The sequence below is a fragment of the Saccharopolyspora sp. NPDC049426 genome (genome assembly GCF_040676935.1).
GTDB lineage: Bacteria > Actinomycetota > Actinomycetes > Mycobacteriales > Pseudonocardiaceae > Saccharopolyspora.
The window spans coordinates 247,176-262,349 of the sequence record NZ_JBFAPZ010000008.1 but is presented as its reverse complement, the minus strand read 5'-3'; the positions used below and the strand labels follow the sequence as shown (position 1 = coordinate 262,349).

General features: G+C 69.2%; 14 protein-coding genes. 5 read left to right on the top strand and 9 right to left on the bottom strand.

Features of this window, described 5'->3' with window-relative positions; translation table 11 throughout:
- Positions 1-230: 230 nt before the first annotated feature.
- Positions 231-1,601: a PepSY domain-containing protein gene (locus AB0J78_RS19670; protein ID WP_363790931.1), complete on the bottom strand. Its 1,371-nt coding sequence runs from the start codon at positions 1,599-1,601 to the stop codon at positions 231-233.
- Between the two features lie 256 nt (positions 1,602-1,857).
- Here AB0J78_RS19670 and AB0J78_RS19665 point away from each other — a divergent pair, with 256 nt between their 5' ends.
- Complete coding sequence (locus tag AB0J78_RS19665; protein WP_363790929.1) at positions 1,858-2,655, top strand: formylglycine-generating enzyme family protein; 798 nt, start codon at positions 1,858-1,860, stop codon at positions 2,653-2,655.
- A 72-nt stretch (positions 2,656-2,727) separates the two neighbouring features.
- On the opposite strand, the gene AB0J78_RS19660 is transcribed toward AB0J78_RS19665, so the two are convergent.
- Positions 2,728-3,744: an LCP family protein gene (locus AB0J78_RS19660; RefSeq protein WP_363790927.1), complete on the bottom strand. Its 1,017-nt coding sequence runs from the start codon at positions 3,742-3,744 to the stop codon at positions 2,728-2,730.
- A 330-nt stretch (positions 3,745-4,074) separates the two neighbouring features.
- Between AB0J78_RS19660 and AB0J78_RS19655 the strand changes: the two genes are divergently transcribed.
- Entirely contained in the window at positions 4,075-4,512 is a 438-nt protein-coding gene (locus AB0J78_RS19655; protein WP_363790925.1) for a hypothetical protein, read from the top strand.
- Positions 4,513-4,642: 130 nt separating this feature from the next.
- Here the strand turns inward: AB0J78_RS19655 and AB0J78_RS19650 are convergent, their stop codons facing one another.
- Positions 4,643-5,269 carry a TetR/AcrR family transcriptional regulator gene (locus AB0J78_RS19650; protein WP_363790923.1) on the bottom strand — a complete coding sequence of 209 codons (627 nt, stop codon included), beginning with the start codon at positions 5,267-5,269 and terminating at the stop codon, positions 4,643-4,645.
- Between the two features lie 33 nt (positions 5,270-5,302).
- Positions 5,303-6,466, bottom strand: coding sequence for an LLM class flavin-dependent oxidoreductase (locus AB0J78_RS19645; RefSeq protein WP_363790921.1), 1,164 nt, complete (start codon positions 6,464-6,466; stop codon positions 5,303-5,305).
- Between the two features lie 419 nt (positions 6,467-6,885).
- On the opposite strand from AB0J78_RS19645, the gene AB0J78_RS19640 reads away from it, so the two are divergent.
- Both AB0J78_RS19640 and AB0J78_RS19635 read left to right on the top strand, forming a co-directional pair.
- Positions 6,886-8,214: an MFS transporter gene (locus tag AB0J78_RS19640; RefSeq protein WP_363790919.1), complete on the top strand. Its 1,329-nt coding sequence runs from the start codon at positions 6,886-6,888 to the stop codon at positions 8,212-8,214.
- Positions 8,215-8,253: 39 nt separating this feature from the next.
- Complete coding sequence (locus AB0J78_RS19635) at positions 8,254-9,099, top strand: universal stress protein (RefSeq protein WP_363790917.1); 846 nt, start codon at positions 8,254-8,256, stop codon at positions 9,097-9,099.
- 1 nt (position 9,100) lies between these two features.
- On the opposite strand, the gene AB0J78_RS19630 is transcribed toward AB0J78_RS19635, so the two are convergent.
- The 5 genes from AB0J78_RS19630 to AB0J78_RS19610 form a co-directional block, all read right to left on the bottom strand.
- Positions 9,101-9,379 (bottom strand): FHA domain-containing protein, encoded by a 279-nt coding sequence (locus AB0J78_RS19630; RefSeq protein WP_363790915.1) that lies wholly within the window; start codon positions 9,377-9,379, stop codon positions 9,101-9,103.
- A gap of 336 nt (positions 9,380-9,715) precedes the next feature.
- Entirely contained in the window at positions 9,716-10,537 is an 822-nt protein-coding gene (locus tag AB0J78_RS19625) for a carbohydrate ABC transporter permease (RefSeq protein WP_363790913.1), read from the bottom strand.
- Positions 10,537-11,460 (bottom strand): sugar ABC transporter permease, encoded by a 924-nt coding sequence (locus AB0J78_RS19620; protein WP_363790911.1) that lies wholly within the window; start codon positions 11,458-11,460, stop codon positions 10,537-10,539. The genes AB0J78_RS19625 and AB0J78_RS19620 overlap by 1 nt, the downstream gene beginning before the upstream one ends.
- A complete protein-coding gene (locus tag AB0J78_RS19615) occupies positions 11,457-12,815 on the bottom strand; it encodes a sugar ABC transporter substrate-binding protein (protein WP_363790909.1) in 1,359 nt (452 codons plus the stop codon). Before AB0J78_RS19615 ends, AB0J78_RS19620 begins: the two co-directional genes overlap by 4 nt.
- Complete coding sequence (locus AB0J78_RS19610; RefSeq protein ID WP_363790907.1) at positions 12,808-13,809, bottom strand: zinc-dependent alcohol dehydrogenase family protein; 1,002 nt, start codon at positions 13,807-13,809, stop codon at positions 12,808-12,810. The genes AB0J78_RS19615 and AB0J78_RS19610 overlap by 8 nt, the downstream gene beginning before the upstream one ends.
- Before the next feature lie 130 nt (positions 13,810-13,939).
- Here AB0J78_RS19610 and AB0J78_RS19605 point away from each other — a divergent pair, with 130 nt between their 5' ends.
- A complete protein-coding gene (locus tag AB0J78_RS19605; RefSeq protein WP_363790905.1) occupies positions 13,940-14,920 on the top strand; it encodes a sugar-binding domain-containing protein in 981 nt (326 codons plus the stop codon).
- Positions 14,921-15,174: the final 254 nt, after the last annotated feature.

Here is a 15,174-nt window from a genome sequence, read left to right as displayed (position 1 = left end):
TCCCCTCACAAGCATGCTCGTCCCCCCAGAGCTCCGATCCAGCTTAACGCCCTGATCCGACAGGGCATTCCGTCGCGACGGGATGCGATGGCGCGAACACCCGGCACCAACGCACGCGATGTTTCCCATCATCCACGCTGGTCAAACGATTTTCGCGGGCGCGATCGCGAGAGGCCGGTCCACCTGCGGGAACGCTAAGCGGATGACGAACGTCACGTTAGGCGTGCGCCTCAGCTCCGCGCGCTCCGCCAGCGGCCCAGCGCGGCGTCCAGGACCAGGAACGCCACCAGCGAAACGCCCAGCAGCGGCAGGAAGAACGCCACCACCAGCGTCACCGCCCCCAGCGGCAGCAGCACGCGCAACGGCGCCTGCCGCCAGGCGCCGCGCGCGACCGGAGCGCCGAAGGCACCGGCCGGACGGCGCCGCCACCACATCCGGTAGCCGAGGACGATGGTGACCAGCAGCGCGACCATCAGCGCCGCCAGCACCAGTTGGTTGACCAGGCCGAACAGCAGGCCCATGTGCGCATCGACGCCCCAGCGCGCCAGCTTCGCCATCACCGGCCAGTCGGCGAAGCGCAGCGTCGCGGTGACCTGCCCGCTGGCGGCGTCGACGGCGACCGAGTCCTGCTGGGTCGGCCAGTGCCGCTGCACCTGCTGCACCACGTAGGCGCCGCCCGAGGTCGGCGGGGTCAGCTCGACCGGCCCGGTCACGCCCTGCGCCTCGGCAGCGCGCAGCACCCGTTCCGGACCGACGTCGCCGCCGGTGTGCGCGGTGTGCCCGTGGTGACCGTGGTGGCCCTGGTGCTCAGGAGCGACCACGTCGGTGGACACGGTCGGGGTCTCCCAGGCCAGCACCTCGCGGAGCTGGGTGACGTTCGCTCCGGCGTAGTTCGACCAGGTCAGCCCGGTGGCCGACAGGAACAGCAGGCCCAGCGCGATGCAGGTGCCGATCGTGCCGTGCCAGGACAGCAGCCGCTTGCGCCCGGTGGCGCCGGGCTCGGGGACCACGAGCCGCTTGCGGGAGGTCCGGCGGCGCCGGAACCACAGCAGCAGCCCGCCCAGCACCACCACCCACAGCCAGCTGGCCGCGAGTTCGCTGTAGAGCCTGCCGAATTCACCCAGGTGCAGGCCGCGGTGCAGGTTGTCGATCCACGCGCGCAGCGGCAGCGCCTGGCTGCTGCCGTAGGTCTCCAGGATTCCGCGCACTTCGGTGGTGTGCGGGTCGACGAACACGGTGCGCTGGAAGCTCTCCGGCAGGTCCGGGGCGTGGAAGATGACCTGCGTGGTGTCGGTCGGGGTGGGCGCCGGGCGGATGGACATCAGCGAGGCACCCGGGTGCGCGGCCTGCGCGGCGGCGAGCTGGTCGTCCACCGACGCGGTGCGCGGGCTCGCCGGCACGTGCAGTTCCCGGTCGTGGACCAGCTGTTCCAGCTGCGGGGTGAACACGTAGAGCAGCCCGGTGGAGGCGGCCACGAGCAGGAACGGGGCGATGAGCAGCCCGGCGTAGAAGTGCAGCCGCAGGACCAGCGGCCGCAGCGCCGCCCACGTTCCGGCGGGGCCGCCGCGCTGTTCGGCTGCCGGGGGCGCCTCGGTGCTCATCTCATCTCCATCCGCGCGTGGTGAGGTCGTGGGAGATGTCGGTTCCGGTCGACCGCTGGTTCCCGGGAGTTGCCGCCGTCACACCGGTGGCCGTCCTCGGCGGCCGGAACGGGTGCCGCGCGGGTAACGTCGCGCTGCGCGAAGCGTTCGACTGCGGGAGGTGTGGTTGGTGGCGGGCTGTTGTCCTCCGTCTCGTTCCGGTCCGGCGACCGGTTCTGAGCAGCAGGTCACCCGGGGCAGCGGGGATCTGGACGGCATGGTGGTGCTTCCCGGCGGCCTGTTCCGGATGGGCACCGAGGACCCCGACGGGTTCCCGGACGACGCCGAGGGACCGGTCCGCGAGGTCCGCGTGGCCTCGTTCGCCATCGACCCGCACGCGGTGTCCAACGCGCGCTTCGCGGAGTTCGTCGACGACACCGGTTTCGTCACCGAGGCCGAGCGGTTCGGCTGGACCTACGTGTTCGCCAAGTTCCTGCCAGGGCACCTGCGCAAGGAGTCCCCTCGCCCGGAGCAGACCCCGTGGTGGTGCGGTGTCAGCGGCGCCGACTGGCGGCACCCGGAGGGCCCTGGCAGCGATCTGGACCGCCGCTGGGACCACCCCGTCGTGCACGTCTCGTGGCACGACGCCGCGGCCTACTGCAAGTGGGCGGGCAAGCGGCTGCCGACCGAGGTCGAGTGGGAGTACGCGGCGCGCGGCGGCCTCGACCAGGCCCGCTACCCGTGGGGCGACGAGCTCACGCCCGGCGGTGAGCACCGCTGCAACATCTGGCAGGGCCGGTTCCCGGTGCGCAACACCGCCGAGGACGGTCACGTCGGCACCGCGCCGGTGGATTCCTTCGCACCCAACGGTTTCGGACTGCACAACGTGTCGGGGAACGTGTGGGAGTGGTGCGCGGACCGCTTCTCCGACGGTTCCGACAACCGGGCCATGCGCGGCGGTTCGTACCTGTGCCACGACTCCTACTGCAACCGCTACCGGGTCGCCGCGAGAACGTCCAACACACCGGACAGTTCGAGCGGGAATCTCGGTTTCCGGTGCGCCGCCGACGCCTGAGGAATTCCTTCCGGAAAAACAATCGGCGCCCAACCGGAACAATTGTTTCCGATCGGGCACCGAGCGTTCGACTCACATTCCCGTGACGATGACTTCCGCCGGGACTTCGGTGTCGTTGGCGAGAGCGCCGAAGAGCGTCTCCGCCTTGTCCTGGTCCCACTTGACCACCGACGCACCATCGCTGGTCTCGCCGAAGCCGGACATCGGGACGGTGGTGGTCACGCCCTGACCGGAGGCGATCCCGTTCATGGCGAACGCCAGACCCGCCAGGTGCCAGACGTGGTCCTCGGTGTCGACGAGGAACGCGCCGGAGGTGTCCAGGATCAGCGGGAACAGGCGCAGCGGGTTGAGGAAGACCTCCGGGGACGACGCCTTCTCGGTCAGCGCGGCGAGGAACTCGCGCTGCCGCTCGACGCGGTCGAGGTCGCCGCGCGAGGAGGCGCGGGTGCGCACGTAGCCCAGCGCCTGCGGGCCGTCGAGCTCCTGGCAGCCCGCCTGCACGTCGAGGTTGGCCTTGGGGTCCTTCATCGGTTCCTTGACGCAGATGTCCACGCCACCGATCGCGTCGGTCATGTCGGCGAACCCGCCGAGGCCGACCTCCGCGTAGTGGTCCACGCGCACGCCGGTCGACGCCTCGACGGTCTGGGTCAGCAGCGGCGGCCCGCCGTAGGCGAAGGCCGAGTTGAGCTTGTCCTTGCCGTGCCCGGGAATCGAGACGTAGGAGTCGCGCGGCAGGCTGACCATCGTGGGCTTCCCACCGGCCTGCGGGATGTGCACCAGCATCACCGTGTCGGTGCGCCGGCCCGCGGTGTCACCGGTTCCCAGCTCGGCCTGGCGGTCGGCGTCGAGCCCTTCGCGGCTGTCGGAACCGACCAGCAACCAGTTGGTGCCGGGGCCGTCGGCGGGACGCTCACCGGACGTGGGAAGCGCGGCCTCGCGCTTGAGCGAGAAGTCCACGTAGATCAGGAAACCGACCAGTGCCAGCACCAGAACCAGCAGAACGGCCAGGATCTTGCGGCCCGGGCGGCGTCGTTTGGGTCGGTGATGAGGTGGCCGTGCGTGCACCATCTGTTGCTGAGCGTAGTTCATCTGCCAATCCGAAGAAGTTGGTTGTCCTGCACGGATTTCGCGCACTCCCGAGCTGCTGCGGCGAGCGAGCATGGCAGCTGATCATGCCGTCCGAATAGGAGCAATCCCACAACTTCTGGCAACGATGCGGGAACTCCGGAATCACGCGCTGACAACTTTCTCTTGCCCGCGCAAAATTGTTTACCCGGAGCAACTTCACGAAATTCCAGGCCTCCGCAGGTTGCTGATGGTTCTTCACGTTGCGGGCCACATTTCGTGGCGATCATCTCCACGCTCCGCTATCAGCGCGGGGTTGTTTCCACCGCTCTCCCGCAACCACAATCCGGCCCCATGAATTACCCGTCGCCCCACGGACACGGCCCGTACCCGCCCCGAGGAAACGGCCCGTACCCGCCTCAGGGACAGGGTCTCTACCCGCCGCACGGTCACGGCCCGTACCCGCCGCACGGCCAGCCCCCGCACGACGATCGCTACGAGGAGCGCCGGCGCCGGGAGGAGAACTCCGACCGGATCGCGAACATCGTCCGCGTCGTGGTCAGCGTGGTCCTCACGATCTTCCTGCTCCACGTGCTGTTCGTGCTCTTCGACGCCAACCAGGGCAACGAGTTCGTCTCCGTGGTCTACGTCCTGGCCAAGACGCTGGTCCTGGGCCTCGGTGACGTGTTCACGCCGGACGACGCGGTGCTCGGTGTCGTCCTCAACTACGGCCTGGCCGCGCTCGTCTACGTCGTCATCGGCCAACTCGTCATCAAGTCCCTGCGGCACTGAGCCCTCGCGCCTGGGCCGTCGGGCGGAGTTCGTTGACGGTCGATGGCGAAGGCGATGGCCTCGGCGATCGCCTTCGCCGGAATGCCGAGCTCCGGCGTGAGGGGCCTTCGCGTGGTCGCCCACGGCGAGGTCAGCTCAACGCTGATCCGACCGAGGTGCGGGTCTGGCCCGGTTCGTCGCCGAGTCCGCGCAGCAGGTTGGCGGTCAGCGGCACCAGCACGTCCGCCAGCGGGTCGTCGTGGGCGAAGCGGCCAGCGAGTTCGAGGGTGACGAAGCCGTGCAGCGCGCTCCACAGCTGGGCCGCGACGTCACCCGGCTCGGCCCGGTCGAGCCGTTCGGCGGTGATGGCGCGTTCGATGGCGGCGACCAGCCTGCCGAACGCCACCGCGGGCCAGCCGGCCTCCCCGTCCGCGGGCTCGGGATGCCCTGCCGGAGCGGACAGGCCGAACATCAGGTCGTGGAGGTGCGGGTTCTCGCGGGCGAAACCCCGGTAGGCCAGCGCCTGGCGCAGCAGGTCGGCCACCGGGTCCTCCGTCGTCGCCACGGCGTCGAGACGGTCGGTCAGACGGCGGAAACCGTCATCGGCAACGCCGCGCAGCAGCTGCGGCACGCCGCCGAAGTAGTGGTACACCGACATCGTCGACGTGCCGATCTCACGGGCCAGCCGCCTGGCCTGCAGCGACTGCGGGCCCTCGTCGGCGAGCAGGCGCACCGCCGCGTCGATCAACCGCGCCCGCACCTGCTCGCCCTTGCCCATAACCACGTTCTAGCACGGTCGCGGGCGTGCGGCTCAGGACGTCGCGCTCGGGGCTCCCGCGAACGGGATGCTGGCCGGGACCGGTTCGGCTGCGGCCCGATCCGGGTGCCGCCAGAGGCCCTTGCGCTCGAGGATCGGCAGCACGCCTTCGCCGAACCAGTACGCCTCCTCCAGATGCGGGTGGCCGGAGAGCACGAACTCGTCGATGCCCAGCGCGTGGTACTCCTCGATGCGCTCGGCGACCTCGGCGTGACTGCCCACCAGAGCGGTTCCCGCTCCCCCGCGCACCAGACCGACTCCGGCCCACAGGTTCGGGTAGATCTCCAGCTCCGAGGTCGAGCCCTCGTGCAGCTCCAGCATCCGCTTCTGGCCCTCGGACTCGCTGCGACCCAGCCCCGCCTGCACCCGCTCGATGACCGACGGGTCCAGGGCGTCGAGCAACCGCTGCGCCTCGGCCCACGCCTGCTCGCTGGTGTCGCGGCTGATCACGTGCAGCCGGATGCCGAAGCGCGGCGCGCGGCCCTGGGCGGCGGCCAGTTGGCGGATCCACTGGATCTTCTCGGAGACCTTGGCCGGCGGTTCACCCCAGGTCAGGTACACGTCGGCGTGCTTGGCCGCGACATCACCCGCCGCCGGGGACGAACCCGCGAAGTACACCTGCGGCACCGGGTCGGGCACGCGCGTGAGCTCGGCGCCCTCGACGCGAACGTGCTCGCCCGCGAAGTCGACCCGCTCCCCTCGCCACAGACCGCGCACGACCTCCAGGAACTCGTCGCAACGCGCGTAGCGGGCGTCCTTGTCCAGGAAGTCGCCGTAGGCGCGCTGCTCGTGGCTCTCACCGCCGGTGACGACGTTGAGCAGCAGCCGCTGTCCGGAGTGCCGCTGGAACGTGGCGGCCATCTGCGCGCCGAGGGTCGGCGAGAGCAGCCCGGGCCGGAAGGCGACCAGGAACTTCAGCCGCTCGGTGACCTCGGCGAGCATCGCGGTCGACAGCCACGCGTCCTCGCACCACGCACCGGTCGGCGTCAGCGCGCCTTCGAAACCGAGCTGCTCGGCGCTGCGCGCGATCTGACCCAGGTAGGCCAACGTCGCCGGGCGGGCGCCGCCCGCGGTGTGCGTTGGCGTGCCGTGCCCGCCGCCGACGAGGTAGCGGCTGTCGCCGTAAGTGGGCAGGAACCAGTGGAACGTCAAGGACATCTGCTTCTCCATCAGTCCGATGTGGACTCGTGAACCGGGTTGAGCGGGTGGAGCAGTCAGCGGCGACACGCCTGCGTCACCACGCGCTGGAAGTCCACGTGGCGGCGTCGGGTCAGGGGTTCCACGAACGTCATCGTTCGGCAGCCGGAAGGACGATGTCAACGAACGGACCGCGCTTCCCAGCAAGTGGACGGCCTCGATTTCACTTGACCGCGCGGGCATCTGGCGGCGACGCTCTGACCCGTGCTGCCTCCCGCACTGCTGACCACGCGCCACCACGTCGCGCAGGTCCCCGATTTCAATGGAAATCAGGACCCGGAATTCAATGGAAATCGGGGGGCTGAATTCCGTTGAAATCGGGTCACGACCTACCTGATCAGGCGTGTTCCCCCTCCCCTGCACCTCGTCTGGAGGCAGTGATGACCGCGGGCCTGCAGCCTGCTCCTGACGTGCGCGCCGTGCCGCGCAAGGACGTTCGCACCGTGATCGTGTCGAGCCTGATGGGCACGACCGTCGAGTGGTACGACTTCTTCCTGTACAGCACCGCGGCCAGCCTGGTGTTCGACAAGCTGTTCTTCCCCACCGACGACCCGACCGTCTCGACGATGCTGGCGTTCGTGACGTTCTTCGTCGGGTTCGTCGCCCGCCCCCTCGGCGGTGTCCTCTTCGGACACATCGGCGACCGGATCGGCCGCAAGCGCACGCTCGTCAGCACGATGCTGCTGATGGGCCTGTCCACGGCGGCGATGGGCGCGCTGCCGACCTACGAGCAGGTGGGCCTGCTCGCCCCGCTGCTGCTGGTGCTGCTGCGCGTGGTCCAGGGCCTGGCGATCGGCGGTGAGTGGGCGGGCGCGGTGCTCATGGCCGTCGAGTACGCGCCGCCCGGCAAGCGAGCCTGGTACGGCGCGTGGCCTCAGGTCGGTCTCGCCCTCGGACTCGGCCTCGGCACCGGGCTGTTCGCCCTGCTGGGCAACGTCCTCGACGACGAGCAGTTCCTCGGTTACGGCTGGCGGATCGCGTTCGGCCTGAGCATCCTGCTGGTGCTCATCGGCCTGGTGATCCGGCTGCGAGTGGCCGAAACCCCGGCGTTCGAGCGGATGCGGCAGACCCAGGGCGCCGCGAAGGCCCCGCTGGTGGAGCTGTTCCGCGACCCGGTCACCCGCCGCAACACGCTGCTGGGCCTGCTGTCCCGCTGGGCTGAGGGCGCCGCGTTCAACACCTGGGCGGTGTTCTTCCTGTCCTACGCGACCTCCACCCTGCACCTGCCGCGCAACAGCGTGCTGGTGTCGGTGATGCTCGCCGCGGGCGTGCTGGCCGTGCTGCTGCCGGTGTTCGGACGACTCAGCGATCGCATCACGCCGCGCCGCGCCTACGCGCTCGGCGCCGGCCTGTTCGCCGCCTCGGTCTACCCGGCGTTCCTGGCCTTCCAGACCCGGGACGTGCTGCTGTGCGGGTTGATCATCGTCGGGGTGCTGGGCGTGGTGCACGCGCTGCTCTACGCGCCCCAGGGCACGCTCTACGCACAGCTGACGCCGGTGCGCTCCCGCTACACGGGGATGTCGTTCGTCTACCAGTTCTCCGGCATCTACGCCTCGGGGCTGACGCCGCTGATCATCACCGCCCTCATCGCCGCCGGCGGCGGTTCTCCGTGGCTGGCCTGCGGCTACCTGGTGCTCACCGGTCTCATCGGCCTCACCGCCACCATCGCGCTGCGTCCCGCCGACCTGGAGTCGGCGACTTCGAGCTGACCATGCCCTCCGGCGCTTCTCGTGGTGAGCTGGACGGCGATGAGAACGCAGGAGCACCACGCGGTTGCGGTCGGAGTGGACGACTCCGACGCCGGACGGCTCGCCATGCGCTGGGCCGCCCGCGAGGCGCTGTCCCGAACCGAGGCGTTGCTGCTGGTCCGCGCCGTCCCGGTTCCGCTGGAGGAGCTCACCCGCGTCCACCTGCCCAGCGAGCAGCCGGTGATGCGGCACGGCTGCGCTCAGCAGGAGCTCGCCGCGCTGGCCACCGAGTGCCGGCGGATGTTCCCGGAGTTGCTGGTGCGCACGGTGCTGCGCGAGGAGACCGACCAGATGGGGATTGTGGTGCTCGGCCCGCCGCCGCTGAGCCGCACCCGGCGGGTGCTGCTCGGGTCCACGGCGGGCGAGCTGGTGCGGAACGCGCACGTCCCGGTGGTGGTCGTGCGCGGCACCGAAGCCGACCGGCCGATCCGGCGGGTGGTGGTCGGTGTGGACGGTTCGCAGACCAGCGGGCAGGCGATCACCTTCGCCCACGACCTCGCGTACCGGCACTCGGCGACGCTCACCGCGCTGATGGCGGACGCCACCCGCGCACCCGACGCGCTGCCGCCGAACCGGGGGTGGCGCTACGAGTCCGACTTCGTCGAGGCCAACCAGCGGCTGCTCGCCGAGTGCGTCGCGGGCGTGGAGCAGGCCAACCCGGACGTCGAGATGCACCAGGAGGTCAGCCTCGAACCCCCGACCGAAGCGCTGCTCCAGGCCGCGGAGAAGGCCGACCTCCTGGTGATCGGTTCACGCGGACGCCACATCGTGCGCTCCACGACGCTGGGCTCCACGAGCCACGCCCTGGTGCACTACGCCGACTGCGCCGTGGCCGTCGTCCGCTGACTCACAGACCGGTTCGGTACGTGAAGCGGGCCTTGCCGATCCAGATCTCGTCGCCCTCGTGCAGCTCGGCGGAGTCGACCGGGAGCCGGTTGAGGTAGGTGCCGTTGAGCGAACCGCCGTCGACGAGCACGTAGGCGTCGCCCCGGCGCCGGATCTCGGCGTGCTGCTTGGACACCGTGATGTCGTCCACGACTATGTCGCACATGGTGTCTCGACCTATGGTGGTGCGGTCGTTCTGGAGCACGAAACCGCTCCCGGCGGCGTTGCCTCGGTTGATCATCAAGCGGGGGCGGCCGCTGAGCTCATCGGCGGAACGAGGTGCCGGGACATCATGAGGAGCAGACGCTGGGGCGGTATCGGCCTGTTTGGGGACCGCGTTCGTTGCCGAAGCGCCGATCCTGGTCTGTTCCATCGTCGTCTCCCTAGCCAACAAGCGTGCTACCTCCGATATGCATCTGCCCGTGACCGGGCGGACACACACAGCATGCCGAAGGTTTGACCGCTGCCGCTAGGACCAACGTCCTTAATTCATCGAACCGGGTCCTTACGTGTGATCCTCATCTCCGGTCCGAGTCCGCGGGGCCGCCGATCGCGGCGGCGGCCCCGCGGTCGGCGACTACTTCACCGCGCCCATCGACAGACCGCGCACCAGGTGGTTCTGCGCGACCCAGCCGATGACCATCACCGGCAGCGAGGCCAGCAGGGCCGCCGCCGACAGCTGCGCCCAGTACAGGCCCTCGCTGGTGATGAAGCCGACCAGGAAGACCGGCACCGTTCCCGCCTGCGCGGCGGTGAGGTTGACCGCGTAGAAGAACTCCGTCCAGGAGAAGATCACGCAGATCAGCGCCGTCGCCGCGATGCCCGGTGCCACGACCGGGAGGATCACCCGGAACAGCAGCACCGGCAGCGGTGCGCCGTCGACCCGCGCGGCCTCGACCATCTCCCCGGGGACTTCGAGGAAGAACGACCGCATCATCCACACCGCCAGCGGCAGGTTCATCGCGGTGTAGAGGATGACCAGCGCCCAGACGTTGTCCAGCAGACCGATGTTCTGCGAGATGACGTACAGCGGGATGATCGCCGCCACGATCGGGAGCATCTTGGTCGACAGGAAGAAGCCGAGCACGCCCTGGGTGCCGGGCACCGCCGCGATGGACAGCGAGTAGGCCGCCGGGACCGCCAGCAGCAGCACCAGCAACGTCGACACCACCGTCACGAACGCCGAGTTGCCCAGGTACGGCAGGAAGCCGCGTTCCAGGATGCCGGCGAACTGGGTCAGCGTCGGGGTGAACAGCAGCTTCGGCGGATCGGTGTAGGCGTCGGCCTCCTCCTTGAAGGAGGTCACCACCATCCACAGCAGCGGGAAGACGAACAGGATCGCCACGACCCAGGTGAACGCGGTCAGCGCCCACCGGCCGATCGGGTTCGCGGTATGCATCAGCGCACCTCGCTCAGGCCGAAGGTCCGGAACATCAAGCGCAGCGCGAAGTTCGCCACGATCAGCGTCAAGATGACCACCACGACGCCCATCGCCGAGGACTGGCCGATGTCGAAGCCCTCGAACGCTCGCTGGTAGATGTAGTACGGCAGGTTGGTGCTGGCGGTGCCCGGACCGCCCTGCGTCATCAGGAAGATCGCGTCGAAGCTGTTGACGATGTAGATCGCCCCCAGCAACCCGGCCAGCTGCAGGTACCGGGCCAGCTGCGGGAGCGTGATCGACACGAACGTCCGCCACCGGCCGGCGCCGTCGACCGACGCGGCCTCCAGCACCTCCTTGGACTGCGCCTGCAGGCCCGCCAGGATCAGCAGCATCATGAACGGCGTCCACTGCCAGATGACCTGGGTCATCACCGCGGCCAGCGGGTACTCGGCCAGCCAGTCGGTGTCACCGCCGAACACGAAGTTCAGCAACCCGTAGGTGGGGTCGAACATCGTGGTCTTCCACAGCAGCGCGCCCGCCGCGGGCAGGATCAGGAACGGCGTGATCAGCAGGGTGCGCACCACACCGCGCCCGAGGAACTTCCGGTCCAGCAGGATCGCCAGGCCCAGTCCCAGCAGCATCGAGATGAACACGCACACCACGGTCAGCACCACGGTGTTGAGCAGCGCGCCGCGGAACTGGCTGTCGGCGAACACGTCGACGTAGTTGCGCAGGCCCACGAAGTGCCGCGAGCCCGGCCGCACCAGGTTCCAGGACTGGAACGAGTAGAACACCGTCATCAGGAACGGGATCTGGGTCACCAGCACCGTGAACAGCAGCGCGGGCAGCAGCGGCGCGCGTCGCAGCCAGGTGCTCGACGCCGTGGTCTCCTTCTTGTTCACCACGGGCGCCTGAACTTCTTCGACCACCGTTTGGCTCATCGCGTCTCCCGGTAGGACTCGCCGACGGACTCGGCGTACTCCTGGGACTGCTCCAGGGCCTCGTCGACGGTGATCCGTCCGGCGATGGCCGCCGACAACTGCTGGCTGATCCGGGTTCCGAGGTCCTGGAACTCCGGGATGCCGACGAACTGGATCCCCGGGTACGGAACCGGGTTCACCATCGTGTTGGACTGCTGCGCCTTGTCGATGCCGTCGAGGGTCGGCTTGGCGTAGGCGGCAGCGGCCTGCTGGTACTCCGGGAGCTCGTAGGTCGACCTGCGCACGCCCGGCGGAACCCGGTTCCAGCCGAAGGTCGTGCCGACCTGCTTGACGAACTGCTTGGAGGTCATCCAGCTCATGAACTGCCAGGCCGCGTCCTTGTCCTTGGCGACCTTGGGCATCGCCAGCGACCAGGTGTAGAGCCAGCCGGCCTCGGCGGTGCGCTCGACGGGAGCGGCCACGTAGCCGTTCTTGCCGACCACCTTGCTCTCGGCCGGGTCCTCGTTGGTGCCGGCCATGACCGTCGCGTCGTACCACATCGCGGCCTGTCCCTGCGCGTAGTGCGTGCCGCACTCGGAGAAGCCCGCGCTGGAAGCACCGACCTCACCGTGCTCGCGGACCAGGTTGACGTAGAAGTTCGCCGCAGCCTTGAACTCCGGCGAGGTGATCTGGGCGTTCCAGTTCTCGTCGAAGTAGCGGGCGCCGAAGGTGTTGGCGACCGTGGAGAACGGCGCCAGGCTCTCGCCCCAGCCGGGCTTGCCGCGCAGGCAGATCCCGGAGACGCCGGTGGCGGGATTGTCCAGCTTCGCGGCGAAGTCGGCGATCTGCTGCCACGTCGGGTGCTCCGGCATGGTCAGCCCGGCCTGCTGGAAGAGGTCCTTGCGGTAGGTCAGGAACGACGACTCGCCGTAGAACGGAACCGCGTACATCGAGCCCTGGTGCGACAGCGAGTCCCGGATGCTGGGGATGAAGTCGTTCGCGTCGTAACCCGGGGTCTTCTCGATGTAGGGCTGCAGGTTCTCCAGCCAGCCGTTGGCCGCCCACTGCGGGGTCTCGTAGTTGCTGATCATCGCCACGTCGAACTCGCCGCCCTGGGTGGCGGTGGAGGCGGTGATCTTCGCGCGAGCCTGGTTCTCCGGCAGCTGCACGAACTTCAGCTTGATGCCGGGGTTGTCCTTCTCGAACTCGCTCTTGAGCGCGACCGCGTCCTCCATCTGCGGGTTGGACACGATCGCGATCACCAGGGTTCGTCCGCCGGAACCGATCGCACCGGCTCCGGCGCAGCTGGTCAGCAGCAGGCTGACCATCGCCAGCAGCGCGAGCCGTATTCGGCTGCGCCCTAAGCGCCTAGGCATCCGCACCTCCCGGCAGCACCTGGACCTTGAGGCCGGCACCGCTGCGCATGAGTTCGAGCGCCTTGCCGAACTCCTCCAGCGGCAGCGCGTCGGTCAGCAGCTCGTCGCTGTCGATCGCGCCCATCGCCATGAGGTCCAGCGCGGGACCGAAGCTGTGCAGCACCGCCATCGAGCCGACGATCTTGATCTCGTCGTTGTAGATGCGGAAGGGCGACAACGAGATTCGCGCCTCCGCCGGGGCGACGCCGAAGACCAGCAGTCGTCCGCCGCGGCGCAGCTTGTCGAACGCGGTCTCGATGGCCGGGGCCGCTCCGGTGCAGTCCACGGCGGCGTCGAAGTCGGAGTCCAGCTCGGTGGCGTCCTCCACGACGGCGACCGCGCCCAGCCGCCGCGCGCGCGGCAGCCGCGCCGCGTTGCGGTCGGCGACGGTGACCTGCGCGCCCGCGCGCTGGAGCAGCTGCTGCATCAGCAGGCCCATCGTGCCCGCGCCGATGACGAGGAACTTCTCGCCGGCCTCGACGCCGATCTGGCGGACGCCGTGCACCGCGCAGGAGACCGGCTCGACCAGGGCGCCCTGCTGCCAGTTCAGCGCCTCGGGCATCCGGTAGCAGTTGGCCGAGGGCACCGCGACGTACTCGGCGAACGCGCCGTCGACGGTGTCACCGGTGGCACCCCAGTTCGCGCACAGGTTTCCGTGCCCGTTGCGGCACGGGGTGCAGTAGCCGCAGAACAGCGACGGGTCGACCGCGACCCGGTCGCCCACCTTCCACTCGCCCGGCACGTCCGGGCCCACTTCGACGACCTCGCCTGCGAACTCGTGGCCCGGCACGATCGGGTAAGGCGTCGGCGGGAAGTGCCCGTCGGCGATGTGCACGTCGGTGCCGCAAATCCCGGTGGCCCCGACTTTCACCACCAACTGCCGCTCCCGCGGTACCGGATCCGGTACGTCACCGACCCGGATGGATCCGGGTTCGTCAATGATCGCGGCGCGCATCTAACCTCCGCCTCCAGAGCGCTCATATGAGCGAACTGCGCTGTACTCTGCCCTGAACTTGCCCCGCATTGAAGAGGTTCACTGGTGACTGCGTCAACCTCTGGTCAAGTTTTCACGTTATAGTGCTCATATGAGCACACCTCGGCCGCGAAGCGGGCTGATCGACACCATGACCGCGGCGTCCATCGCGCACCGGTTCTACGTGGCTGGGAGTTCGAAGCTGGAGATCGCCGAGGAGTTCGGGATCAGCCGCTTCAAGGTTGCCCGGATCCTGGCATCGGCCCAGGAGAACGGCTTGATCAGGATCTCGTTCGAGTTACCGTTCCCGGTCGACGTGGAGCAGTCCGAACGGCTCCGGACGGCCTACGGCCTGCGCCGGGTGCTGGTGCTCAACCGAGCGCAGTCGAAGGCCGAACGGCCGGAGCTGCGCCGCCGAGTGGGCGTGCTCGCCGCCCAGCTCCTCTCCGAGATCACGGTTCCGGGCGACGTCATCGGCCTGTCCTGGGCGCGATCGGTCAACGCCATGGCCGAGGCGATCCGCAGCCTGCCCAAGTGCCCGATCGTGCAGCTGTGCGGCGTCCAAGCGGGCATGGACATGCGGGACCGTTCGGTGGAAACGGTGGGCCGAGTGGCCGCGGCCAGCGGCGGCGATTCCTACCCCATCTACGGGCCGCTGGTGCTCCCCGACCGCCGCACCACCGAGATCCTGCGCAACCAGCCCGGCATCGCCGAGACCTTCGAGCAGTTCCAGCACCTGACCAAGGCCGTGGTCAGCATCGGCGCCTGGCAGGCCAACGAGTCCACCGTCTACGACGCGCTGAGCCCCGCCGAGCGCGAGTCGATCCGCCAGCGCGGCGCCGCCGCCGAGATCGCCGCCCGGCTCTTCGACGCCGACGGCAACGCGCTGTCCACCGGCCTGGCCCACCACGTCCTGGCGATCCCGCACGAGCAGCTACGGGCCGTGCCGGAGGTGATCGCCGTCGGCTACACCACCCCGAAGGCCCGCGCCATAGACGCGGTGCTGCGCTCCGGCATCGTCAACACCCTCATCACCGACGCCGAGGCCGCCGACCGCCTCGTGGAACTCGTCGCAGAACGCCCCCTGCAGTAGCCGAACGGGGGTAGACCTCGGCAAGCGGGACTTCGACCGGGCGCTACGGGAGCACTCCTGGGGCAACTACCCGAGCCGCACCTACCGCCAGTGGCGACCAGGTCATCAGGAGGGATCTGCCATCCCGCCGTCGCAGTTGATCGATCTGGCGCAGGGGTTGCAGAACCAGGACTTCGCCAACCCACGACCCGACGAGTTCGTGCGATGACCAAGGAGAACCGGACCCTCTACATCGGACTCGGGATCGCGGCCGC